The following is a 20012-nucleotide window of genomic DNA, read 5'->3' as shown; positions in this document are numbered from 1 at the left end:
GAGATCGGGCGGGCGCACGTCCTCGTCGAGGAGGCCGGTGTGCTGATCACCCGCGCTGCGGGCTGCTCCTCGGTGTCCCGGCCGTGGACCGGGCACTGTACGGAGCGCAGCATGCCGGAGACCCGGGGCACGGCGGCGGCCACGCCGGTAGACGGAAACCATGTATCAACCGACTCAAGCAGTGGCGCGGCCTGGCCATTGTGAACGGACAAGCTTGCGTCGTGTCATGGGGATCTTTCTTTCTGGTGGTCGCCCCAGTGTTGTGCTGCGCTGCACTTGGACGGGCTGCGGCGAGTGGTCCTGATCACGGGCCTCAGTGCTTCACGGTCATCCTGAGTGAGTGGGTGACGGCCTGCAGGGAGCGACGCCGATGACAGCTCGGGGCTGATGAGGATGCCGGCGTCGGCATCGCGTCGAACTTCTCGGGTGCTGAGAGACGAAGGGCCGCTCATGCCTCGATCCATGCGCGCGCTCGTGGCCGTGAAGGCCGGCGAGCCCACCGACGTCCTGCGGCTGGAATCCCGGCCCGTTCCCACGCCGGAAGCCGGTCAGGCGCTGATCCGTGTGAAGGCGACTCCGATTCACGCCAGTGATCTGCACGTGCTGCGCGGCCGCTACGGCTTTTCCCCCGGATTCCCCGCTGTCGGGGGCGCCATGGAGTGCGTGGGCCGTGTTGCGGCCCTGGGCCCGGACACCGAAGCACCGACGGTCGGCGAGCGCGTGGTGGTCGCCGCGGTCCCCGCGGTACCCGGACCCCCTGTGGCCGGCACCTGGCAGGAGTACCTGGTCGCCGACACGCAAAGGCTCCTGCCGGTCCCCGAGGACGTGAGCGACTCCAGTGTCTGCCAGCTCGCCGTCAACCCGTTGACCGCTCTGCTCCTCGTCACGCGCGAACTCGACGTACAGCCGGGCGAATGGCTGCTGCAGACGGCCGCGGGCTCCACCGTCGGCCGGCTCGTCATCCAGCTGTCCAGGCATCTGGGTATCCGCACGATCAACGTCGTGCGGCGACGAGCCGCCGTCGAGGAGATCGAAGCGCTCGGCGGGGACGAGGTCATCTGCACCGAGGACGAGGACCTGTTGCAGCGCGTCACCCAGACGACGGGACCGGCCGGCGTGCGGAAGGCCATCGACTGTGTCGCGGGCCCGGTGGGCGCCCAGGTGTCCCAGGCGCTGGCTCCGGGCGGGGAGGTCGTGGTCTACGGCGCGCTCTCCACCCACCGGCAGACCGACCCGGCGGCGCTGACGATCCCGCTCCAGGCACGCTCGGTCATCTACGAGACCAAAACGGTCCGAGGTTTCTGGCTGAACCGCTGGTTCGGCACCACCTCGCCTGAGGACGCGCTGCGCGCGCTGTCACAGGTGCGCGATCTCGTCACCGAGGGGGTCCTGAGCATCCCCCAAGGCCGGCCGTTCCCGCTCGAAGACTTCCCCGAGGCCGTCGCGCTCGCCGAGGCACCCGTGCACGGCACCAAGCCGCTCTTCGTCTTCGAAGACGGCCGGGACGGGGATGACAGGTAGGAAGAGGGCCTGCCGGTGCGTCGACGGCGCGGCCGCCGCGTCCAGGGCCGCCCGTGAACCTGGTCAAGCCTTCCGAGGCGGCCCCGACTGCCGCCGCACGATGGGACAGTGATCGGTCAGGACGCGTCCGCCAGAGCCTGCGCATCCGCCTCGGGCTCCTTCGACGTGGCGGACGCCGTCCGGCCCGAGCCGCCGCGGCTGAGGTGCACACCGATCGCCGAGGTCGCCAGACCCAGTACGGCGGCTGCCCACCAGGCAATCCGGAAGTCGTGCCGTGAGGCGGCACCGACGTGCGAGCCGACCACCGCGACCAGGACGGCCACGCCGATCGTGGCGGAGATCTGGCGGACGGAGTTGACCAGCGCCGACCCGGTCGCCGCACGGTGCCCAGGCAGGGCGTGCACACCGGCGGCCACCAGCGTGCCCAGAGTCAGGCCGACGCCCGTACCGGTCAACAGCTGGCTGGGCAGCAGGTCACGCAGGTAGTCCGGCGTGACGGACGCGAAGCACACACGCCAGACCATGCCGCCGGTGAACAGCAACCCGCCCGCCCCGACCAGCGGACCGTGCCCGAAGCGCTGCGCGGCGCGGGCGGTCAGAAGGGTGACGACCGGCACGAGGGCGGGACCGAGGACCAGGGCGACACCGGTGCGCAGCGCGCTCCAGTGCCAGACCTCCTGGCACCACAGCACGTTCGACAGCAGCATGATCGCGAAGGCGACGCCGAACACGAGGCTGCCCGAGTTCGCCGCTCCGAAGCGCGGCAGCCCTAGCAGGTGCAGCTCGAACAGCGGGTGGGGGTGTCGCAGGGACCTGAGGACGAACGCGGCGCCGCCGATCACGGCAACGGCCAGGAGCAGTACGGACCCGCCACTCGTCCAGCCCCAGTCGGGGGCCTGCACCAGCGCCCCGGACAGTGCCGCGACCGACGAGATGAGCAGCAGGGCTCCGAGGAGGTCGGGCAGCGGTCCCGTCTCCCGCGCCGGCGGCTTCGGCAGGGCGGATCGGCCTGCGATGAGCGCGGCGATGCCGATGGGCACGTTGACCGCGAAGACCCACCTCCAGTCCACCTCGGTCAGGAGGCCGCCGGCGACGGGCCCGGCGGCCGCGGCGAGCCCTCCGACCGCAGCCCAGTTCCGGGTGGCGTGGGTACGGCGTTCGGCCGGCACCGTCGCCAGCAGCAGGGCCAGGGACGTCGGGATCTGGGCGGACGCCCCGACGGCCTGCACCACCCGGACCACGACGAGGGTCCCCAGGTTCGGGGCCAGTGCACAGCCCAGCGACGCGAGGGTGAAGACGGCGATCCCGGTGAGGAAGACCGGCCGCTGGCCTATGCGGTCACCGGCGCGCCCGGCCACCACCAGCAGCGCGGCGAAGGTGATCGCGTAGGCGTTGAGGACCCAGGACAACGAACCGAGGGTCACTGCGCTGCCGCCCCCGGAGAAGCTCGCTCCCATGGCCGGAAGGGCGACGTTGACGACCCACAGGTCCAGGTTGGTCATGAAGACGGCCACCAGGACCACCACGGTGGCGGTTCGAGTCTGCTTTGGAAATCCAAGCGTCGTAGGCATGACACAAGTGAACCATGGGGTGGTTTGGAATTCAAACCATGCTAGGTGATACTGGGTCCGTGACCACACGCATCGATCCCCAGGACATGACCGGACGCCCCTGCTCGCTCGCCGCCGCCCTGCAGATCGTCGGCGACCGATGGGCTCTGCCGGCGATCCGCGAGGTCATGCTCGGCAACCACCGGTTCCGGCAGATCGCCAGGAACACCGGCGCCCCCACGGACCGTCTGGCGGCACGCCTGAAGGCGCTGGTGGAAAGCGGGGTCCTCGAACGGCGCCCACTGCCGGACGACGCACGCCACAGCGGCTACTACCTGACCGAGGCAGGACGCGACCTGGCCGGCATCACCCGCGAGCTCATCGGCTGGGGCGATCGCTGGGCCGTCACCTCACCGCCCGTCCGGTTCCTCCACCGGGACCACGAACTCGTCACCCACACGGTCTGCGAAGCCTGCGGCGAGCGGGTCCACGCCGAGGACATCCATCGGGAAGAGACGATCCCGGGCTGGGACCGGTCCGGTCCAGTGCAGGCCTCATAGACAGCGGCGGGCTGGGACCGCAACGGCGGCGGCATGTCCGGGCACGTCGTGCGGTGCAAGGAAGCGGCGCAGGATCGAGGAGCAGGGTGGGGGTGGTGGACTGCCGTGGCGCACAACGAAGCTATCTCGCCCTTCGAGGGCGCGGCAGTGCTGGAAGCCCTGTTCCACCGATCCCCGACAGGCCTGATGGTCCTGGACGCGGAGCTGCTCCTTCGGCCGGGGCGAACTCCAGCTTGCCGACGGCGCCCCATGCTGGTGACCCACGGCCGCATGGTGCGGTTGCCCCACCTGGGCCGGCCGCTGACCCAGCTCTCGCCCCGGAACGGCGCGCCGGGCAAGAGCGCGGATCTCATGCCGCGCCTGAAGGAGATGTGATGCAGGTAGCCGTGGTCACCTTCGACGGATTCAACGAACTCGACAGCTTCATCGCTTCCGCGCTGATCAACCGGTGCCGCAGGGACGGCCTGGAAGCCTTCATCACGACGCCGACGCCGGTGGTCACGTCGATGAGCGGCGTGGAGGTGACCGGGCAGCGCCCGATGGAGTTCGTGACCGAGGCTGAGGTCGTGCTGGTCGGCAGCGGCGTGAAGACGCGGGACGTGGTCGCCGACGATGAGCTGGTCTCCCGGCTGCGGCTCGACCCTTCACGCCAACTGATCGGCGCGCAGTGCTCCGGCGCGCTGGTTCTTGCCCGGCTGGGGCTGCTGGAGGGCATGCCGGCGTGCACGGACAGGAAGAGCCGGCCGTTCGTCGAAGCCCGCGGCGTCACCGTGTTGGACGCGCCGTTCCACGCCGAGGGGAACATTGCCACAGCGGGTGGTTGCCTGGCGTCCCAGTACCTCGCCGCCTGGGTGATCACCCGGGCACTCGGGGAAGAGGCCGCACGCGACGTCCTCGACTACGTGGCTCCCGTCGGCGAAAACCAGGAGACCGTCGATCGCGCCCTGCGCGCCGTCCAGGCGGGAGCGCTCACACCGCACTGACGTCCCGTAATCGTGGCTGCTGGTCACGAGCGGTTGTCGCCCTCGACCAGAAGACCGACTTCACGCCCGGACGTGTGAGCATCGACAAGCTCGACGGGCGAGTGGTGGCTGCACGCGAGGACCCACCGTCATCCTTCACAGGCCACACCCTGGAGACGCCCTGGGACCCGCTGGACCGCGCCTACTTCAACGGTTACGCCCTGTGGATCTATCTCACCACCCCGTTTCGAGCGGGCGGAGCAAGTCTCGTCTGCCCGCACTGCGACCGGCTTGTCGGCGACATGCTGCGAGTACTGGCCCAGGCCACCTCTGCATCTGTGTAGTGGGCCAAAGCCTTGCCTACTGGCGGAGCCGGGGGGTGAGGAGTCAGGTACGGATGGATGACGCCAACCAGCCCGGAAGCGGTCTGCGAACTGCAGATCCAAGAGGGTCGTGAAAGTGCGCCGCCGGAGCAGCTACGGGTGGAGGTACCGCCAGCATCTCGCGCATGTATGGGGGTTGCGCAATTTGTGGGGAGGGTTTGTAAAGTGTTCAACTGCCCCGTGGCGCGTGTGTCCGGGTGTCGGTTGTAGAGAGGCGTCGTGTGAGCCAGTACCAGCCCGGGCCGTGGGCCGTCCGTCCGCCGGAGCCTGTTCGCATGCCTGATATCCGTCCGCTGCACAAGCGCAAGCGCGTGTGGGCCGGTGGTTTCGCGCTGCTCGCGGTCGGTGCCGCGTTCGGTGGTGGTAATTCCAGTGCGGCCAGTCCCGCCCCGCGCCCTGCGGTCACCGTCACCGCGACCGCCACGAAGACTGCAGCGCCGGCCCCGACGGTCACCGTGACGAAGGCGGCCGCGCCCGCCCCGACAGTGACGGTGACCAAGACGGCCAAGCCCGCGTCGGCGGCCACGCACGAGTCAAGTGCCGGCTCCTCGGGCAGCAGCGGCGGTTCGTCGTCGGGCGGCTCGTCGAGCTCCGGCGGCACGTCTGATGCGGCCGGGGCCACCGCTTTGTGCAATGACGGCACCTACAGCTACGCCGCTCATCACCAGGGAGCCTGCTCCCACCACGGTGGTGTCGCCGTCTTCTACAGGTAGCAGGCGCCGCGGCGCGGCTGCTGAGTCGCAGTGCGCAGGCCGTGGTCGGGCGATATGGGGCAGCCCCAGGGCAGGAGTGCTCGGCTCGCCGGTCCTCGCGAGAGGTGCCGACTGGCGTGCGGCCAAGTCGAGTTGGCTGTCGTGGTGCCATGCAGCAAGCGGGCGGTCGTCGAGAGCAGTCGCCTTGCGTGGGGACGGCAAGAACGGAGAGGAACCATGGCTTTCGGCTTCCGTGTGGGTGTGCCGGGGATGAGCGTGCGGGTCTCGACCCGGGGTGTACGCACCTCGGTGGGACCCCGCGCGGCGCGCATCAGCATGGGCAGCGGCGGCACGCGGATCTCTTCCGGAGTGGGCCCGTTCTACGCCTCCAGTTCCCTGGGCGGCGGGCGCCGCCGCACCAGCACGAGCCGTACGAGCCGATCGCGGGCGGTCGCCCCCTCAGCAGCGCAGCTGGAGCGTGCTCGCCGGCAGGCCGAGCGGGCCCGGCAGGAGGCGGAACGCGACGCAGCGATCGCCGAGTTGAAGGAGCTGCGGCGGCAGACGACGAGTGTCCACCTGCAGTCCTTCACCCCGGCCCGGCGCCCGGTGGTGCCGGGGCCTCCGCAACTGAGCCTGGCCTGGGCCCTGGCAGAAGCCCAAGCCCACCACCTGGCCGGGTTGGGCCTCTTCGCCCGCGCCGAGCGGGCGGCAGCCAAGCACAGGGCCGAGGAAGACGCCCCGGCCTACCTGGCCGCCGAACAGGCCCGCCTGCAGGCCGTCCACAGCCAGTTGGCCGCCGAGGCCGATCAGTGGTGGCAGGCCCTGCTCGCCAACGACGAGGAAACCGTGTGCGAGGCGGTCAACTACGCCTTCTCCGACAACCCCGCCGCGGGCTGCGCGGTGGGAGTCGACGAGGCGGTGCTGTCCGTCGTGATACGGCAGCAGGACATCGACTCGCTGCCCGACCAGACGCCCGGAGTCACCCCCAGCGGGCGCCCCACTCTCAAGGCCCTCAGCAAGCGCGACCGCACCCTGTGGTGGCTCACCTCCATGGGGTCGAACATCGTCGCCACGCTCAAGGAGGCGTTCGCCGTCGCGCCCGGGATCACCGCCATCGACCTGGCCGTGCTCACGCGCCTGCCGGACACCCAGCGTCTGGGGTTCGTGGCCTACGGCCGCTGGACGCGCCAGGCCATCGAAGCAGGCCCGTGGCGGGAGGCGACCGACGCGCTGCGGTTCCTCGACATCGGCCAGGACGTCGCCTGCTCGGTCACCACTACCGCTTCCGGGAACCCGTCCAGCGCCATCAAGCCCCTGGACACCAGGCTGCTGCCCGGCCTGCAAAGCCTGCTCGACCACGCCCAGGACGACACCGGATCCGGCGACGGGACCCTGGCCGGCCTCGACGGAGAGCTGCGCGCCAACGTACCTGCCGCATCCTCCGCTCCCCTTCCGGATCCCTACCGGATCCTCCCCTTCACCGAGTGGAAGAGTCAGACCACTCCCCTGACGCCGCCGCCCGCACCCGCGGCGCCGGCCCACACTCCTGCGCTGCCGAGCCACGCCCCTGCAACCGCGCTGACGCCGGGACAGAACCTGGTGCTGCCCGAGGAGGCCTGGCAAGGGCTGCTCATCGCCTTCAGCTTCGCCGGCGCCGACGCCGACCTCACCCTCTTCCTGACCGACACCGGCGGCCAGGTCACCTGTGATGAGGACTTCGTCTTCTACAACCAGCCCTCCGCCGCCCAGGGCGCGGCCCGCCTGCTGGGCAAGCAGACCGACGGCGCGCACACCGTCGAACGCGCAGCCCTCCACCTCACCGCCCTGCCCGCCCACATCCAACGCGTCACCATCGCCATCAACATGGACGTCGGCACCGGCCTGACCTGCAGCGCCCTCACCCACGCAGCCCTGTACATGGACTGCGTCACCGGGGCCGCCTGGACCTTCCAGCCGCCCGCCGACCCCGACATCCGCGCCATGGTCATCGCCGAGCTGTACCGGCACACCACCAACGGCCGGCCCGTCTGGAAACTCCGCGCCATCGGCCAAGGCTGGGCCGACGGCCTCGACGCACTCGCCCGCGCCCACGGCGTCAACGTCACATAGCCAGTCAGCGTTTGCCCGTCTTCCGAGCACGCCGCATGAACGGGTTGAAGGGCGCCACGACCGCAACTTGGCGTTCCACGGCGTCGTAGGCGGAAGGGGCAGACTTTCAGGCCCGTGGACGGACTCCGGAACTGCTGGTTGCCGGGAAAGTGATCTTGGTGTGGGTGCAATCAAGAAGCTCGCCCCGCCGTTCGACGTCTCGAAGTCCCGCCAACCGCCTCATCGACGGCCTCTGCCCGCCCGCATAGCACTGGACACAGCGGCGACAGCGGAATGCGCGAGCCGATCAGCTCCAGAGGCCGGCGATGAGCTGGTCTTCCGTGGAACGCTCAGGCGGCAGCGCCGGACGACGGGCGGTGCCGGCGGTGGGGTTGGCGGTGAGCACGCCTGGAACGTCGTGCTCCAGGAACCGCAGGTAGCCGATGGTTCCGAAGGTGCTGGTCCGTGTGGCGAGCCATTCCACGAGTTGGCGGAGCTGGTCGAACTCATCGGGATGCACTTCCTGCCGGGCGGTGAGGGCCCGGCCTCGTTCGCTACGTGCGAGGTGGCCGACGATCGTTCCACCGATCCGGGCTGGCATTAATGCTCTGAAGTGGCCCCGCCTTTCCGGTCCGCACTGGCCCCGGATCGATAGCTGAAGAGGGGGAGTTCCGGCTTGGGCTGGCCCCGGGTCCCGGCCCGGGTTGGCCCCGATTGGTCGTTGCGCGGCGGAGCTTGTGTCCGGGCACGTTGTTATCTGCTGAAGGCGAAGGGGAGAGTGGGAGGCTTCCGCGGTGCCTAGGTTGTGCTTATGGAGATCGTTGAGCTGTTGCCGGAGCTGCATCTGCTCCGTTTCGACGTCGGGCAGGCGTATCTGTGGCGTGATGCGGATGGGCTCACGTTGATCGACTCTGGGATTGCGGGGGCCGGTCCTGCAGTCGCCGATGCCATTGTGAGTGTCGGCTTGAAGCCCGGGGACCTGCGGCGTGTGGTGCTCACCCACTTTCATGAGGACCATGCCGGCGGTGCCGCTGAGATCGCCGCGTGGGGCGGGGTCGAGGTGTTCGCGCACCGTTTGGACGCCGGGGTGATCCGTGGGGAGTCATCGGCTCCGCCACCGGTCTTCACGGACGCTCCGGATTGGGAACGTGCCTTGTTCGAGAGCAAGCCGAAGCTGCCACCGGCACCACCGGTGCGGGTGGACCACGAAGTCGGTGATCAAGATGTTCTTCCCTTCGGTGGCGGGGCTCGCGTGGTGGCTGCGCCGGGTCATACTCCAGGCAGCGCTACGTTTCATCTCCCTGCCTTCGGGGTGCTCTTCCTGGGCGATGCTGCAGCAAACGTGGGGGGCAAGACGATGGTCGGCGTGTTCAACACGGACCGGGCTCGTGCTCTGGAATCCTTGCGGGCCTTGAGCCGACTGGATGCGGAGGTGGCCTGCTTCGGCCACGGCGACGCGATCGTGGGATCGGCTTCGACAGCTCTGCGTGCTGCCGCAGCGTCCCAGATCGGCAGTTGAGGATGCGACGGAGATGACGGCGGATCATTTGTCTGAGCGTTGCTGCTTGGCCTTGGTCTGGGCAAGGCGGTAGGACTCGGTGCCGGTCTCGATGATCGTGCCGTTGAAGGTGAGAAGGTCGACGATGGCCGCGCAGAGCCGCGGGTCGGTGAAAGTCTTCGTCCAGCCTCCGAACGACTCGTTCGAGGCGATGGCCACGCTGTTCTTCTCCTCGCGTTCGGCAGGGGGCAGGCATCCGGGTCGGCGGACTCCCCGCTGTGCTCCCGGAGGTGCCGGCGCAGCAGCGCGAGGTCGGCGGCCAGGAGGGAGCCGGGCAGGTCGAGGGCCGGCTAGAACTCGTAGAAGTCGCTCATGGCCGGGCGGATGGCTATTGGGGTAGCCGACGGGATGCGGAACCGCTGCCGCCGCCCCTGCGGTCAGGCGCCGAGTTCGTGAATCCTGAAGTCCGAAAACTTCGCAGGTCAACGCACTGGACGAGCACCAACGGCTTCTTCGGTGATCCGGCGCTCGCATTCGGCGATCTGCTCGTTGCAGTGGCGCAGCAGGAGGTGGTCGGCGGTGTCGTGGCTGGCGGGGTAGACGCTGGCGGCGCAGCAGGTGGAGGGTTAGCGTGCAGACGTGATCACCATGAATTGGGACGGCATCACCGACCGCGAGCGCTTCAACGGCTGGTACCTGGACGAGCGGGACCAGTTGGCGGACATGGCCCGGGACGCCGACTGGAACGGTCTCTTCCATGCGCTGGGCAAGAATCCGGGGTGGGTCAACCTCCCCCGGCCCGGAAACCGCAGCGGCTTCACCGCGCTGCATCAGGCGGCCTGGCACGGCGCGGACTTCTCCGTCGTCTCTCGACTGATCGCGCACGGCGCCTGGCGGACGCAACGCACGCGGGACGGACGGCGCGCCGTCGACGTCGCGCGGGAGCGAGGGCACAAGCATCTGCTGGAGCTGCTGGAACCGGTCGCGGTACGGCAGCTTCCCGCCCCTTCGGACGCGCTGGAGCACCAGTTCCACTCGCTGCTGCGGGAGACGACCGGCCGCTGCTTCGAGGAGATCGAGCACCTGCTGCCGCCGCTGTCCCCCCTCACTGAGGGGCCGCGCATGAAGATCTTCTTTCAGGTGATCGGCATGATGGGCGGATTCTTCTACCACCTGGAGCACGACTATGTGCATGTGAACGCCAGCTCGCGGATGGACTACGGCGACGGGGAGCACTACCGAGTGACCCCTCAAGGGTGTTCCAAGATCGACGACACGCGTGCCTGATTCACACGGCGTTCGGCTCCCCAGCTAGCGTGTCTCCCGTGCATAGTGCGCACTTCACCCTGGGCATCCAGAGCTGTTGGACCGGTCAGGAAGGTAAGCAGTATGTTCCTGCTTGGTCAGATCCCGGTGGACAGCCTGGCAGATGCGAGTGATCGCCTGGGGCACGTCCGGTAGCTCGAGATCCCAGATCTGCAGCGTGCCGTGGAAGCCTCCCGTGGCCAGCCTGCGGCCGTCGGGGCTGAACGCCACGGTAGTGGCGGGGTCGCCCTGGTTGAGGGTGGCCCGGACCCGACGGGTGGCGACGTCCCACAGTCGCACTGTCCGGTCATCGCTCCCCGTGGCCAGCGTGCGCCCGTCCCGGCTGAAGGCCACCGCTGTGACCCCGTTGGTGTGGCCGATCAGGGTGGTCTGGATGTGTCCGCTGCTCACGTCCCACAACCGCACCGCGGAGTCCTGGCTGCCGACGGTGGCCAGGGCGCGTCCGTCCGGGCTGAACGCCAGCGCGTTCACCGAGGAGCGGACCGGAAGAGTCGCTCGGGTTCCCCTCGTCTTCGCATCCCACAGCTTCACTGTCTGGTCGTAGCTTCCGGTGGCCAGGGTGCGGCCCTCCCGATCGACGCCGCTGACGAGACAAGGTCGGTATGTCCGCTCATGGCCGCGACTGTTCCCTCGACCATGTCCCAGAGACGTGCTGTGTGGTCTCTGCTTCCGGTTGCCAGGGTGCGTCCGTCCGGGCCGTAACTGCCCGCTTGAGCGGTGGGCGGGGCGTCCCGGCCCTCCCCAAGGGTACCTATCGTTATGCCCACTCCGTGTGTTCCGCGGGAGCCGCTGCACAGCCCGGATCCGTTCCCGCGCGAGGACGCGGCCCTGGCCAGGTCTGGGCCGGTTCGACCGTCACCGGACCGCCCCGGGCGGCTGCGCGAGAGCCGATCCGCGTCTCGCTGGCGCATCCAGCCCGCTACGCCGCCCGCCGCGCTCATGGGGCTGGTCCGCTGTCGGGGGTTCCCTCCCGTGTGATGGCCGTCCGCAGGCCACGACCATCTCTGGAATCTGACTGCGGCCGCTGCTGCCGGGCGGTTCAGATGAGCGGGGCGCGGTCCCGCGCTGCTTGCCGGACGAGCTCGGCGAAGCGTGCGCGACTGCGCTTGTAGTGCTCCTCGGTCTGTTCGTCGTCCCTTTCCCCGGAGCCGTCGGTGCCCGACTCGACATCGAGATCGGTGTACTCGCTGTACAGGAGCCAGCAACCGTAAATGCCCGCAACGAGATCTTCGAGGAGATCGCGGGCAGGGCGTTTGGGGTCCAGAGGAGTGAGGCGCAAGGCGAGGTCGGCGAGGTCGGTCTCCTCCTCATCGATGTACTCGGCGACCGTTTCCTCCAGATCGTCGAGTTGCTCGCGTAGGGCGGCAGGGTCGGGAAGCAAGCCGTCGGTGATCTGCATGGCGTGGCGGACGAGACTCGTAACGGCATCGTGGGCGCTGGCGCCGTCATCCATGAGGCCGAGGACGAGTGTGGGGGTCTCGTGGGGGAGGGCCTCGATGTCGTCGGCCTCGAGGACCACCTGGGTGGGGTCCTGACCGGAGGGTTCTGCGGCGACCTCCGCTGCCGCGGCAAGCCAGTGGGCCGCCGCGACGGCGGCTGCGGTCGGATCGATGCGGGAGAAAAGCTCGACGGGGCCGAAGGGATCCTGCCGCAGAAGGTCGTCAGCGGCCGCTACCTGGACGGGGGAAGCGTCCTCGCGGCTGAGCAGGACGGCCTGCTGGGCGCGGCCACTGAGGTTGCCGAGTTCTGCATTCTCCACGGCAGCGAGCTCAGTGGTGGCTTCAGCGACGATGGCCTTCATGAGCTGAGGATCGTCCAGCCCGCGCAGGGCGCGTCCGACACGGTGGGCGGACTCCAGGAGGGGGCTGTACGAGACGACCAACGTTCCCCCGTGGGGGAGGTGCGGCTGAGTGATCGCGTCGACGACCTGGCGGAAATGCTTACGTTCTCGTTCGCGGCGCCAGCCCTCGGTGTTCGGCTCCAAGGAGTCGGCCGCGCTGGCGGGGTGTGTGTAGGTGCGCCATGCCGCGTCGGAGAGCTGGGTAAGGGCGCGAGCCAAGCCCAGGAGCGCGGAGGTGTCGGCATCGACGGGCAATGCCGCGATGAGGATGGCGAGGTCGCCTTCGCCCGTTCCCCATGTGGCCATCAGCTCACGCCGGTCGGGCACGAGGCAGTAGCGGGTCATGAAGCTGCTCCTTCGCGGACATGCGATGCAGGGTGCTGTGATGTGCCCATTCTTACGGGGGCGACGTTCCGTCCGACGACGTCCTTTGGATCGACGATCTCGTCTGTCACGGAGACTTCCGCCAATGGGCCGGGACAACCCACCTGCTGCAGGAAGCCCTGACCGGCCCAGCCACCCCCGCATACAGCCGCGACCTCGTCCAGGTCATCTTCAGCCGCATCGACCCAACTCAGCGCCATACCGACCGATCAGAACGGCTCCCGAGGGGCAACGCCGGCTGGACGCGCTTGTCCGTGAGCCGCAGCCCCGGGTCGCATACGTGCGTGCCATCTGGTCCGCGGGAACGAGGTCGTCTCAGACGACCGGGTCTTCGGTGAGCAGAGCCTCGTGTACCGGTCGGCAGGGCGCCGTCTGCTCGGCGAGCATCGCGCCGAGCACGTCGCGCATCACGCGCCGACCTCGCCGGCGGGCTCCGCCCCCGGCGCTGGGCGCGACCAGAGCGTGAGGTCGCTACTGGTAGCGACTGCGAGCGTCCGCCCTGACGGTGAAAAGCCTGCCGCCCGCAGTTCCGAGTAGTCGGAGTCGAAGATGTGCCACCAGCGTTCACCGTGCGGCCCGCTGTGGGGCATGCCGCTGCCCCTGGAGAGCAGAACACGGTGGTGCGGCCACTCGGAGCTGACGACTTCCAGGGTCCAGCCGTCGGCAGTGGTGGTGTGCAGCCCACCTCCAAAGAGCCCGGCTATGCGCACTCGGGTCCCGGTGACCGGCCCGAGCCCGGGGCAGGACAGATCGGGCGTCGAATCCGGAGTGCTGTCATCGGGGTCGCGGTCCCGGGCGATTCTTTCCCCCGTGACCGCGTCGAAGAGCCCATGCCCGTCGACGGAGACCACCATGACGAGGTCCCGTCCGGTGTCGGGACTTACGGCGAAGCCGATTCCGAGTTCAGCTGCTGGAGCAGCCCGCCCTCGCCGTACAACTGCAGGCCCTCGGCCTGGGCCCGGCTCACAGTGTGCGAGAGCGCGCAGCGCTCGGTCTGGGTACCGCAAAGGGTCGACCTCGAGCCCTGATCTCACCAGCCCCGCCGTGTCGCCGCGACACCCCGTCCATGTGCGGGGTACCGATTCTGCGGATCGACCGAGCGGGACCGGGACACCGCCGCTCTGCCCATGGTTCCGAATACCGGGGCCATGGAGGACAGGCGCTCGTCGGGTCAGTGGGCCTTGATCTCGTCGATGTCCAGGACGCGGTCGATGCCGTGGGGAACGGCGTTCTGCCCGGGCTAGAGATGCAGGCGCTCGCCGTCGAGAAAGACCTCCACCCTGTCCGGTTCGAAGGACACCAGGTCGCTGTTCCGGTCGACCTCCCGGTAGGCGTTGCGGTACGACCAGGCGGCACGACGCGCGTCACCGATGTCGTAGTAGTCGCACAGGCCCTTGTAGGGGCAGAAGGTCTGGCCTTCGACGGGGCGCAGTCGGCTCTCGTCGATGTCGGCGCGCGGGACGTACCACCGCGGGGCGAATCCGGACTCGTAGAGCACCAAGGGATGCCCGGATCGGACGATCACGATGTCGCCGAGGCGGACTTCCAGGGTGCGGGAGGTGTTGCGGATGTCGATGCGGTGGTACGGATCCGCTGCGTGTCCCAGGATGCGTTCCTCCTTCTCGTAGAAGGCGTCCATCGCCCGCCAGGCGAAGGCGATGCGGCCCTGGAGTTCGGCGGCGTACCCGGGGTTCCCTTCGGGTCTGCGGCGAGGGAGGGGCCGGACCACAAGACCGGCGGGTGCCGCAGCTTCGCCTGGACCGATCACCGTGGCATGCTCATCGCGGCCCACCGGCAACCGGGCAGGCCAGCCGTCCTGGTCTGGGAAAATCTCAACGTCCACCGTGACCCCCGCTTGCGCGAGTTCATCGCGGCCCAGGACCGGATCACCGTCCACTGCCTCCCGGCCTACGCACCGCAGCTCGACCCGGTCGAAGGGATCTGGTCTACCTGTCTCACTGATCCGGCGCCACTACCCGATGGCCATCGCGGAGCTTCCGCGCATCCGCGCCGGACAGATCCCTGACGGCCGGGCGCAGGCCGGGCTTCGGCCGAAGCCGCACCGGCCGGCTGCCGAGCCCCTTGGCCGGAAGCCCGGGATGCGATGACGGAGGAGGGCGAGCCCATGCCGTGGGCCCGCCTCCCCTTACGCGACACGTGGTTCGTCGTGGTGGATCGTCGTCTTGGAATCAGTCAGGGGGACGCCCGTCCCTCCGCGCCGGGTCGCGACGATCTCCGCCGCGATGGACAGCGCGGTCTCCTCGGGCGTACGGGCGCCGAGGTCCAGGCCGATCGGCGACCTCAGCCGGGCCAGTTCGTGATCGCTCAGGCCGGCTTCACGCAGCCGCCGGGTGCGGTCCTCATGGGTGCGGCGTGAGCCCATCGCGCCGACGAACGCGACCGGCATCCGCAGGGCCGACTCCAGCAGGGGGACGTCGAACTTGGCGTCGTGGGTGAGCACGCACAGGGCCGTGCGTCCGTCCGTCGCCGTGCGCCGCAGGTAGCGGTCCGGCCAGTCGACGACGATGTCGTCGGCCTCGGGGAAGCGGGCCCGGGTGGCGAAGACGGGACGGGCGTCGCACACGGTCACGTGGTAGCCGAGGAACTTGCCCGCGCGCACGAGCGCCGCGGCGAAGTCGATCGCGCCGAAGACGATCATGCGGGGCGGCGGTACGTTCGCCTCGACGAGCAGCGTGAGACCGCCGGGGCAGCGCGAACCGTCCTCGGAGAGACCGACCGTGCCGGTGCGCCCGGTGTCCAGCATGGCCCGGGCCTCGGCCGCCGCCGTCCGGTCCAGCTCCGGGTGACCACCGAGCCCGCCTTCGTGCGTTCCGTCCGGGCGTACGAGCAGGGCCGCGCCGACGAGGCCGGCCGGGCCCCGGGCGACCCGGGCGACGGCGACCGGCTCGCCCCGGACGGCGGCCGACAACGCCTGCCGGAACACCGCCGCGGCGGGCCCGTCCGCGCGGACCGGCGTGATCATCACGTCGATGACCCCGCCGCAGGTCAGCCCGACGGCGAAGGCGTCCTCGTCGCTGTAGCCGAACCGCTCGAGGACGGTTTCGCCGTCCTCGAGCGCCTGGACGCACAGGTCGTACACCGCTCCTTCCACGCAGCCGCCGGAGACCGAGCCGATGACCGTGCCGGCGCTGTCGACCGCCAGGGCGGCGCCGGGACCCCGGGGAGCGCTGCCGCCGACGGCCACGACGGTGGCGACGGCGAAGTCCCGTCCCTCCTCCATCCAGCCGTTCAGCTCGGAGGCGATGTCAAGCATTCCGGCCCGCCATGAGGACGCGGTCAGGCCGGATGGGCAGGTTCCGGTGGCGGGTCCCCGTCGCGTGCCAGACCGCGTTGGCGACCGCCGCCGCGGCACCCACAATGCCGACCTCGCCGATGCCCTTGATCCCGACCGGGTCGTCGGGGTCCGGGTCGTCGATCCAGTCCGCCTCGATGTGCGGCACGTCGGCGTTGACGGCGACGTGGTAGCCCGCGAGGTCGGCGGCGTAGTGGCCACCCGAGGCCCGGTCCCGGACCGCCTCCTCGTGCAGGGCCATGGAGATGCCCCAGACCATTCCTCCGAGGAGCTGGCTACGGGCCGTCAGCGGGTTGATGATCCGGCCCGCCGCGAAGATTCCGAGCATGCGGCGCACGCGCACCTCGCCGGTGGCGGGGTCCACGGCGACCTCGGCGAACTGCGCTCCGAAGGAGTGGCGTTCCTTCTGTGCGAGGGCCGCGAGGGCCTCGGTGGTGTCCGACCGTACGGTGATGCCCTCCGGGGGGATGTCGGCGCCCGGCACGAGCCGCTCCCGCAGTTCCCCGGCCGCGGCCGTGACGGCCCAGGACCAGGAACGGGTGCCCATCGAACCGCCGGCGATCCCAGCAGGCCCGAAATCGCTGTCCCCTATGTATACGTGGACGCGGTCCGGTTCCGTCCCCAGCGCGTCGGCGGCGACCAGGGTGAGCGCGGTCCTGGCGCCCGTTCCGATGTCCGCCGCGTTGATCCGTACGGTGAAGGTTCCGTCGGCCTCGGCCGTCACGGCCGCCGTGGACGGCAAGGCTCCGGCGGGGAAGGACGCCGCCGCCGTGCCGGTCCCGAGCAGCCAGCGCCCGTCGCGGCGCAGGCCGGGGCGCGGGTCCCGGTCCGCCCAGCCGAACCTGCGGGCGCCCTCCCGGAAACAGGCGAGCAGATTGCGGCTGCTGAACGGCAGCCCGGAGACGGGACCCCGCTCGGGCTCGTTGCGCATCCGCAGCGTGATGGGGTCGATCCCGCACTTCTCGGCGAGTTCGTCGAGCGCCGACTCCACGGCGAACGACCCCGGTGCCTCACCCGGCGCGCGCATGAACGTCGGCGTCGGCAGGTCGAGCCGCACGACCCGGTTGGCCGTGTGGTGGGCGTCGGCGTCGTACATCACCCTGGCCACGCCGGCACACGGCTCGACGAACTCGTGCACGGTCGAGGTGAGGCTCAGGGAACGGTGCTCCAGCGCGCGCAGCCGCCCGTCGGCGTCGGCGCCGAGCCTGATCCGCTGTGTCGTGGGGCTCCGGTAGCCGGTGAGGGAGAACATCTGCCGGCGTGTCATGACGACCCGGACCGGACGCTGGAGGACGGTCGCGGCCATCACGGCGGCCACCTGGTGTGCGCGGACGCCCTTGCTGCCGAAACCGCCGCCGACGTGTTCCGACCGTACTCGCACCGACTTCGGGTCGAGCGAGAACAGGTTCGCCAACTCGGACGCGACCCAGGTGGTGCCCTGGTTGGAGTCGACGACCTCGAGCCGGCCACCGTCCCAGCGGGCCGCCGCCGCGTGCGGCTCCATCATGCCGTGGTGCTCTTCGGGCGTGGTGTATTCCTCGTCCACGACGACGGCGGACGCGGCGAGTTCGGCTTCCAGGTCACCCCTTTCCGCCACTCCCGGCATATGGCCGTCCACCGCGTAGGCGTCCGGGCGGTCCGCGGAGAACGCGATGTCGTGCGGCTCCTGCTCGTAGTGCACCACGAGCGCCTCGGCGGCCTCCCTCGCCTGCTCGGAGGTCTCGGCGACGACCAGCGCGACCGGCCAGCCGAGGTACGGTACCCGGTCGTGCTGGAAGACGGCCACGGTCGGGTCCGGGGCTCCCAGCAGGCCTACGTAGTCGGTGTTGAGGCGCGGGGCGTTGTGATGGTGCAGCACGGTGAGAACGCCCGGCATCGCGAGAACGGGCTCGGTCTCGATCGACCGGATGCGGCCGCGGGCGACGGTGGACAGCACGAGCCAGCCGTGGGCGAGGCCCGCGAAGGGGATCTCTCCGGCGTAGCGGGCCGCGCCGGTGACCTTCTCGCGACCCTCCACACGGGTGTGCGCGGTGCCGACGGAGCCCTTCGCCGCCGTAGTGCGGGACGTCGCGGTGGTCATCGGGCGGTCTCCTCGGCGAGTCCGGACAGGACGGCCACGACGAGGTTGCGCATCAAGGTGACCTTGTATCCGTTGTGAGGCAGCGGCTTGGCCGCCGCCAGTTCGGCGTCCGCGGCGGCGGCGAACGTCTCGGGACCGGCCGGTGCCCCGGTCAGTACCCGCTCGGCCGTCCGGGCCCGCCAGGGCCGCGACGCGACGGCCCCGAAGGCGAGGCGCACGTCGTGCACGACGCCGTCCCGCACGTCCAGCGCGGCGGCGATCGATCCGATCGCAAAGGCGTACGAAGCCCGTTCGCGCACCTTCCGGTAACGCGAGCGCGCGGCGACCGGGGAGGGCGGCAGGGTGACGCCGGTGATCAGCGCGCCCGGGGGCAGGGCCGTCTCCAGGTGCGGGGTGCCGCCGACAGGCAGGTAGAACTCGGCGAGCGGCAACTCTCCCTCAGAGGGGGTACCCCCAGGTCCGTCGGCCGTTTCGTACGTCACGACGGCGTCGAATGCGGTCAGGGCCACGGCCATGTCCGAGGGGTGTACCGCCACGCAGTGGTCGGAGGCGCCCAGGATCGCGTGGTTGCGATGCTCGCCTTCGATGGCGGGGCAACCGCTGCCGGGTACACGCTTGTTGCAGGGTTTGGTGACGTCGGTGAAGTAGCCGCAGCGGGTGCGCTGCAGCAGATTCCCACCGACCGTGGCCATGTTGCGCAGTTGCCCGGAGGCGCCTGCCAGCACCGCCTGCGCGAGCGCCGGGTAGCGGCGCCGGATCTCGGGGTGGGCGGCCAGGTCCCCGTTGGTGACGGTCGCGCCGACGCGCAGACCGCCCTCGGGCGTCGTCTCGATCTCGTCGAGCGGGAGTTCACGGATGTCGATGAGCCGGGCGGGTCGCTCGGCACCGGTCTTCATGAGGTCGACGAGGTTGGTGCCGCCGGCGAGGAAGCGTGCGTCCGGATCGGCGCCGAGCAGTGCGACGGCGCCGGCGACGTCGGACGCCCGCTGATAGCCGAACTCCCTCATGCCACGGCCTCCTTCGCACCCGCTGCGGGGTTCACGCGTCCCTCGCCCGTCCGGGATTCCGCCGCGCGGGCCACCGCCTCGACGATCGAGACGTACGCGCCGCAGCGGCACAGGTTGCCGCTCATCCGCTCCCGGATCTCGTCGGGGGTCAGGGCCGGTGCCCCCGCTTCGGGACGGACGTCTTCGGTGACGGCACTGGGCCAGCCCGCCGCGTGTTCCTCGATCACCCCGATCGCCGAACAGATCTGTCCGGGAGTGCAGTAGCCGCACTGGAAACCGTCCAGATCCAGGAACGCCTGCTGAACGGGGTGCAACCGCTCACCGTCGGCCACGCCTTCGATGGTGGTGATCTCGCGGCCCTCGGCCGCGACGGCCAGTTGCAGGCAGGCGACGGCCCGGCGCCCGTCGAGCAGAACGGTGCAGGCGCCACATTGCCCCTGGTCACAGCCCTTCTTGGTGCCGGTGAGATCGAGACGCTCGCGCAGCGCGTCGAGCAGGGTGGTGCGGTGGTCGACGGGCAGTGTGTACTTCTCCCCGTTGATCTTCAAGGTGATGACACTGGACGTCGATAAGGCCATGGGGTGCTTCTTTCGCGTTTGCCAGGACAGATGGGAGAGGGTCGGCAGCCGGAGCGCCGGGCGCGCGGAAAGTGCATCGTGCGGGCGTGCACCATGAGGGCGAAGCGAGCGTGCGGCTTCTCGGACGGAACAGTGGCAGTTGGCGACTGCCGCGGTGTCGCGTCCACAGCTATGGTGAACGTAAGCGGACAGCTGTCCACTACAGGAAACCTAACGGACAGCTGTCCGCT

The 20012-nt window shown here is 69.9% G+C and carries 19 protein-coding genes and 2 pseudogenes; 10 read left to right on the top strand and 11 right to left on the bottom strand.

Going from position 1 to position 20012, the window contains the following annotated elements; translation table 11 throughout:
• The first annotated feature begins 462 nt into the window (after positions 1 to 462).
• On the top strand, positions 463 to 1521 hold the full coding sequence (locus tag ACZ4SW_RS34615) for a zinc-dependent alcohol dehydrogenase family protein (RefSeq protein ID WP_468253052.1): 1059 nt from the start codon (positions 463 to 465) through the stop codon (positions 1519 to 1521).
• 116 nt (positions 1522 to 1637) lie between these two features.
• On the opposite strand, the gene ACZ4SW_RS34610 is transcribed toward ACZ4SW_RS34615, so the two are convergent.
• A complete protein-coding gene (locus tag ACZ4SW_RS34610; protein WP_468253051.1) occupies positions 1638 to 3092 on the bottom strand; it encodes an MFS transporter in 1455 nt (484 codons plus the stop codon).
• A gap of 59 nt (positions 3093 to 3151) precedes the next feature.
• Here ACZ4SW_RS34610 and ACZ4SW_RS34605 point away from each other — a divergent pair, with 59 nt between their 5' ends.
• The 6 genes from ACZ4SW_RS34605 (at position 3152) to ACZ4SW_RS34580 (ending at position 7777) form a co-directional block, all read left to right on the top strand.
• A complete protein-coding gene (locus tag ACZ4SW_RS34605) occupies positions 3152 to 3631 on the top strand; it encodes a winged helix-turn-helix transcriptional regulator (protein WP_468253050.1) in 480 nt (159 codons plus the stop codon).
• A gap of 105 nt (positions 3632 to 3736) precedes the next feature.
• Positions 3737 to 4006: a hypothetical protein gene (locus ACZ4SW_RS34600; RefSeq protein WP_468253049.1), complete on the top strand. Its 270-nt coding sequence runs from the start codon at positions 3737 to 3739 to the stop codon at positions 4004 to 4006.
• Positions 4006 to 4614: a DJ-1/PfpI family protein gene (locus tag ACZ4SW_RS34595; protein ID WP_468253048.1), complete on the top strand. Its 609-nt coding sequence runs from the start codon at positions 4006 to 4008 to the stop codon at positions 4612 to 4614. Before ACZ4SW_RS34600 ends, ACZ4SW_RS34595 begins: the two co-directional genes overlap by 1 nt.
• Before the next feature lie 74 nt (positions 4615 to 4688).
• Complete coding sequence (locus tag ACZ4SW_RS34590) at positions 4689 to 4937, top strand: hypothetical protein (RefSeq protein WP_468253047.1); 249 nt, start codon at positions 4689 to 4691, stop codon at positions 4935 to 4937.
• A 314-nt stretch (positions 4938 to 5251) separates the two neighbouring features.
• Positions 5252 to 5689: a DUF3761 domain-containing protein gene (locus ACZ4SW_RS34585; RefSeq protein ID WP_468253046.1), complete on the top strand. Its 438-nt coding sequence runs from the start codon at positions 5252 to 5254 to the stop codon at positions 5687 to 5689.
• Between the two features lie 216 nt (positions 5690 to 5905).
• Positions 5906 to 7777 carry a TerD family protein gene (locus ACZ4SW_RS34580; protein WP_468253045.1) on the top strand — a complete coding sequence of 624 codons (1872 nt, stop codon included), beginning with the start codon at positions 5906 to 5908 and terminating at the stop codon, positions 7775 to 7777.
• A gap of 286 nt (positions 7778 to 8063) precedes the next feature.
• On the opposite strand, the gene ACZ4SW_RS34575 is transcribed toward ACZ4SW_RS34580, so the two are convergent.
• On the bottom strand, positions 8064 to 8276 hold the full coding sequence (locus ACZ4SW_RS34575; RefSeq protein ID WP_468253044.1) for a hypothetical protein: 213 nt from the start codon (positions 8274 to 8276) through the stop codon (positions 8064 to 8066).
• Positions 8277 to 8567: 291 nt separating this feature from the next.
• Here ACZ4SW_RS34575 and ACZ4SW_RS34570 point away from each other — a divergent pair, with 291 nt between their 5' ends.
• Positions 8568 to 9275 carry an MBL fold metallo-hydrolase gene (locus ACZ4SW_RS34570; protein WP_468253043.1) on the top strand — a complete coding sequence of 236 codons (708 nt, stop codon included), beginning with the start codon at positions 8568 to 8570 and terminating at the stop codon, positions 9273 to 9275.
• 24 nt (positions 9276 to 9299) lie between these two features.
• Here the strand turns inward: ACZ4SW_RS34570 and ACZ4SW_RS34565 are convergent.
• Positions 9300 to 9494: pseudogene (locus ACZ4SW_RS34565) on the bottom strand (ATP-binding protein); the annotation flags it as partial.
• Positions 9495 to 9902: 408 nt separating this feature from the next.
• On the opposite strand from ACZ4SW_RS34565, the gene ACZ4SW_RS34560 reads away from it, so the two are divergent.
• Positions 9903 to 10541 carry an ankyrin repeat domain-containing protein gene (locus tag ACZ4SW_RS34560; RefSeq protein ID WP_468253061.1) on the top strand — a complete coding sequence of 213 codons (639 nt, stop codon included), beginning with the start codon at positions 9903 to 9905 and terminating at the stop codon, positions 10539 to 10541.
• A gap of 54 nt (positions 10542 to 10595) precedes the next feature.
• On the opposite strand, the gene ACZ4SW_RS34555 is transcribed toward ACZ4SW_RS34560, so the two are convergent.
• The 4 genes from ACZ4SW_RS34555 to ACZ4SW_RS34540 all read right to left on the bottom strand — a co-directional run bounded on the left by ACZ4SW_RS34555 (position 10596) and on the right by ACZ4SW_RS34540 (position 14443).
• On the bottom strand, positions 10596 to 11375 hold the full coding sequence (locus tag ACZ4SW_RS34555; protein ID WP_468253042.1) for a WD40 repeat domain-containing protein: 780 nt from the start codon (positions 11373 to 11375) through the stop codon (positions 10596 to 10598).
• A gap of 244 nt (positions 11376 to 11619) precedes the next feature.
• Positions 11620 to 12765 (bottom strand): hypothetical protein, encoded by a 1146-nt coding sequence (locus tag ACZ4SW_RS34550; protein WP_468253041.1) that lies wholly within the window; start codon positions 12763 to 12765, stop codon positions 11620 to 11622.
• 446 nt (positions 12766 to 13211) lie between these two features.
• Positions 13212 to 13838: a hypothetical protein gene (locus ACZ4SW_RS34545; protein ID WP_468253040.1), complete on the bottom strand. Its 627-nt coding sequence runs from the start codon at positions 13836 to 13838 to the stop codon at positions 13212 to 13214.
• Between the two features lie 206 nt (positions 13839 to 14044).
• The gene (locus tag ACZ4SW_RS34540) at positions 14045 to 14443 is read right to left on the bottom strand and encodes a DUF427 domain-containing protein (protein WP_468253039.1); all 399 of its coding nucleotides are present in this window, start codon (positions 14441 to 14443) and stop codon (positions 14045 to 14047) included.
• A gap of 84 nt (positions 14444 to 14527) precedes the next feature.
• Here ACZ4SW_RS34540 and ACZ4SW_RS34535 point away from each other — a divergent pair.
• Positions 14528 to 14752, top strand: a pseudogene (locus ACZ4SW_RS34535) (transposase); the annotation flags it as partial.
• A 198-nt stretch (positions 14753 to 14950) separates the two neighbouring features.
• Here ACZ4SW_RS34535 and ACZ4SW_RS34530 read toward each other — a convergent pair.
• From ACZ4SW_RS34530 to ACZ4SW_RS34515, 4 genes are read right to left on the bottom strand one after another with little or no spacing between them, the layout of a single operon-like run.
• Positions 14951 to 16078, bottom strand: a complete 1128-nt coding sequence (locus tag ACZ4SW_RS34530) for an XdhC family protein (RefSeq protein WP_468253038.1) — start codon at positions 16076 to 16078, stop codon at positions 14951 to 14953.
• Positions 16071 to 18197 carry a xanthine dehydrogenase family protein molybdopterin-binding subunit gene (locus ACZ4SW_RS34525; RefSeq protein ID WP_468253037.1) on the bottom strand — a complete coding sequence of 709 codons (2127 nt, stop codon included), beginning with the start codon at positions 18195 to 18197 and terminating at the stop codon, positions 16071 to 16073. Before ACZ4SW_RS34525 ends, ACZ4SW_RS34530 begins: the two co-directional genes overlap by 8 nt.
• A complete protein-coding gene (locus tag ACZ4SW_RS34520; RefSeq protein ID WP_468253036.1) occupies positions 18194 to 19204 on the bottom strand; it encodes an FAD binding domain-containing protein in 1011 nt (336 codons plus the stop codon). Before ACZ4SW_RS34520 ends, ACZ4SW_RS34525 begins: the two co-directional genes overlap by 4 nt.
• Positions 19201 to 19782, bottom strand: coding sequence for a (2Fe-2S)-binding protein (locus ACZ4SW_RS34515; RefSeq protein WP_468253035.1), 582 nt, complete (start codon positions 19780 to 19782; stop codon positions 19201 to 19203). Before ACZ4SW_RS34515 ends, ACZ4SW_RS34520 begins: the two co-directional genes overlap by 4 nt.
• Positions 19783 to 20012 lie beyond the last annotated feature (230 nt).

The organism is Streptomyces sp. NPDC028331 (genome assembly GCF_055565775.1).
Note: the sequence above shows the minus strand (reverse complement) of the source record. Positions and strands in the feature narration are given on the sequence as shown.

Coding starts and splice junctions, on each gene's coding strand:
- ACZ4SW_RS34525 (WP_468253037.1), bottom strand. CDS start 18,197: ATGACCACCGCGACGTCCCGCACTACGGCGGCGAAGGGCTCCGTCGGC.
- ACZ4SW_RS34585 (WP_468253046.1), top strand. CDS start 5,252: ATGCCTGATATCCGTCCGCTGCACAAGCGCAAGCGCGTGTGGGCCGGT.
- ACZ4SW_RS34530 (WP_468253038.1), bottom strand. CDS start 16,078: ATGCTTGACATCGCCTCCGAGCTGAACGGCTGGATGGAGGAGGGACGG.
- ACZ4SW_RS34520 (WP_468253036.1), bottom strand. CDS start 19,204: ATGAGGGAGTTCGGCTATCAGCGGGCGTCCGACGTCGCCGGCGCCGTC.
- ACZ4SW_RS34550 (WP_468253041.1), bottom strand. CDS start 12,765: ATGACCCGCTACTGCCTCGTGCCCGACCGGCGTGAGCTGATGGCCACA.
- ACZ4SW_RS34560 (WP_468253061.1), top strand. CDS start 9,903: ATGAATTGGGACGGCATCACCGACCGCGAGCGCTTCAACGGCTGGTAC.
- ACZ4SW_RS34595 (WP_468253048.1), top strand. CDS start 4,006: ATGCAGGTAGCCGTGGTCACCTTCGACGGATTCAACGAACTCGACAGC.
- ACZ4SW_RS34615 (WP_468253052.1), top strand. CDS start 463: ATGCGCGCGCTCGTGGCCGTGAAGGCCGGCGAGCCCACCGACGTCCTG.
- ACZ4SW_RS34515 (WP_468253035.1), bottom strand. CDS start 19,782: ATGGCCTTATCGACGTCCAGTGTCATCACCTTGAAGATCAACGGGGAG.
- ACZ4SW_RS34570 (WP_468253043.1), top strand. CDS start 8,568: ATGGAGATCGTTGAGCTGTTGCCGGAGCTGCATCTGCTCCGTTTCGAC.
- ACZ4SW_RS34540 (WP_468253039.1), bottom strand. CDS start 14,443: ATGGACGCCTTCTACGAGAAGGAGGAACGCATCCTGGGACACGCAGCG.
- ACZ4SW_RS34610 (WP_468253051.1), bottom strand. CDS start 3,092: ATGCCTACGACGCTTGGATTTCCAAAGCAGACTCGAACCGCCACCGTG.
- ACZ4SW_RS34580 (WP_468253045.1), top strand. CDS start 5,906: ATGGCTTTCGGCTTCCGTGTGGGTGTGCCGGGGATGAGCGTGCGGGTC.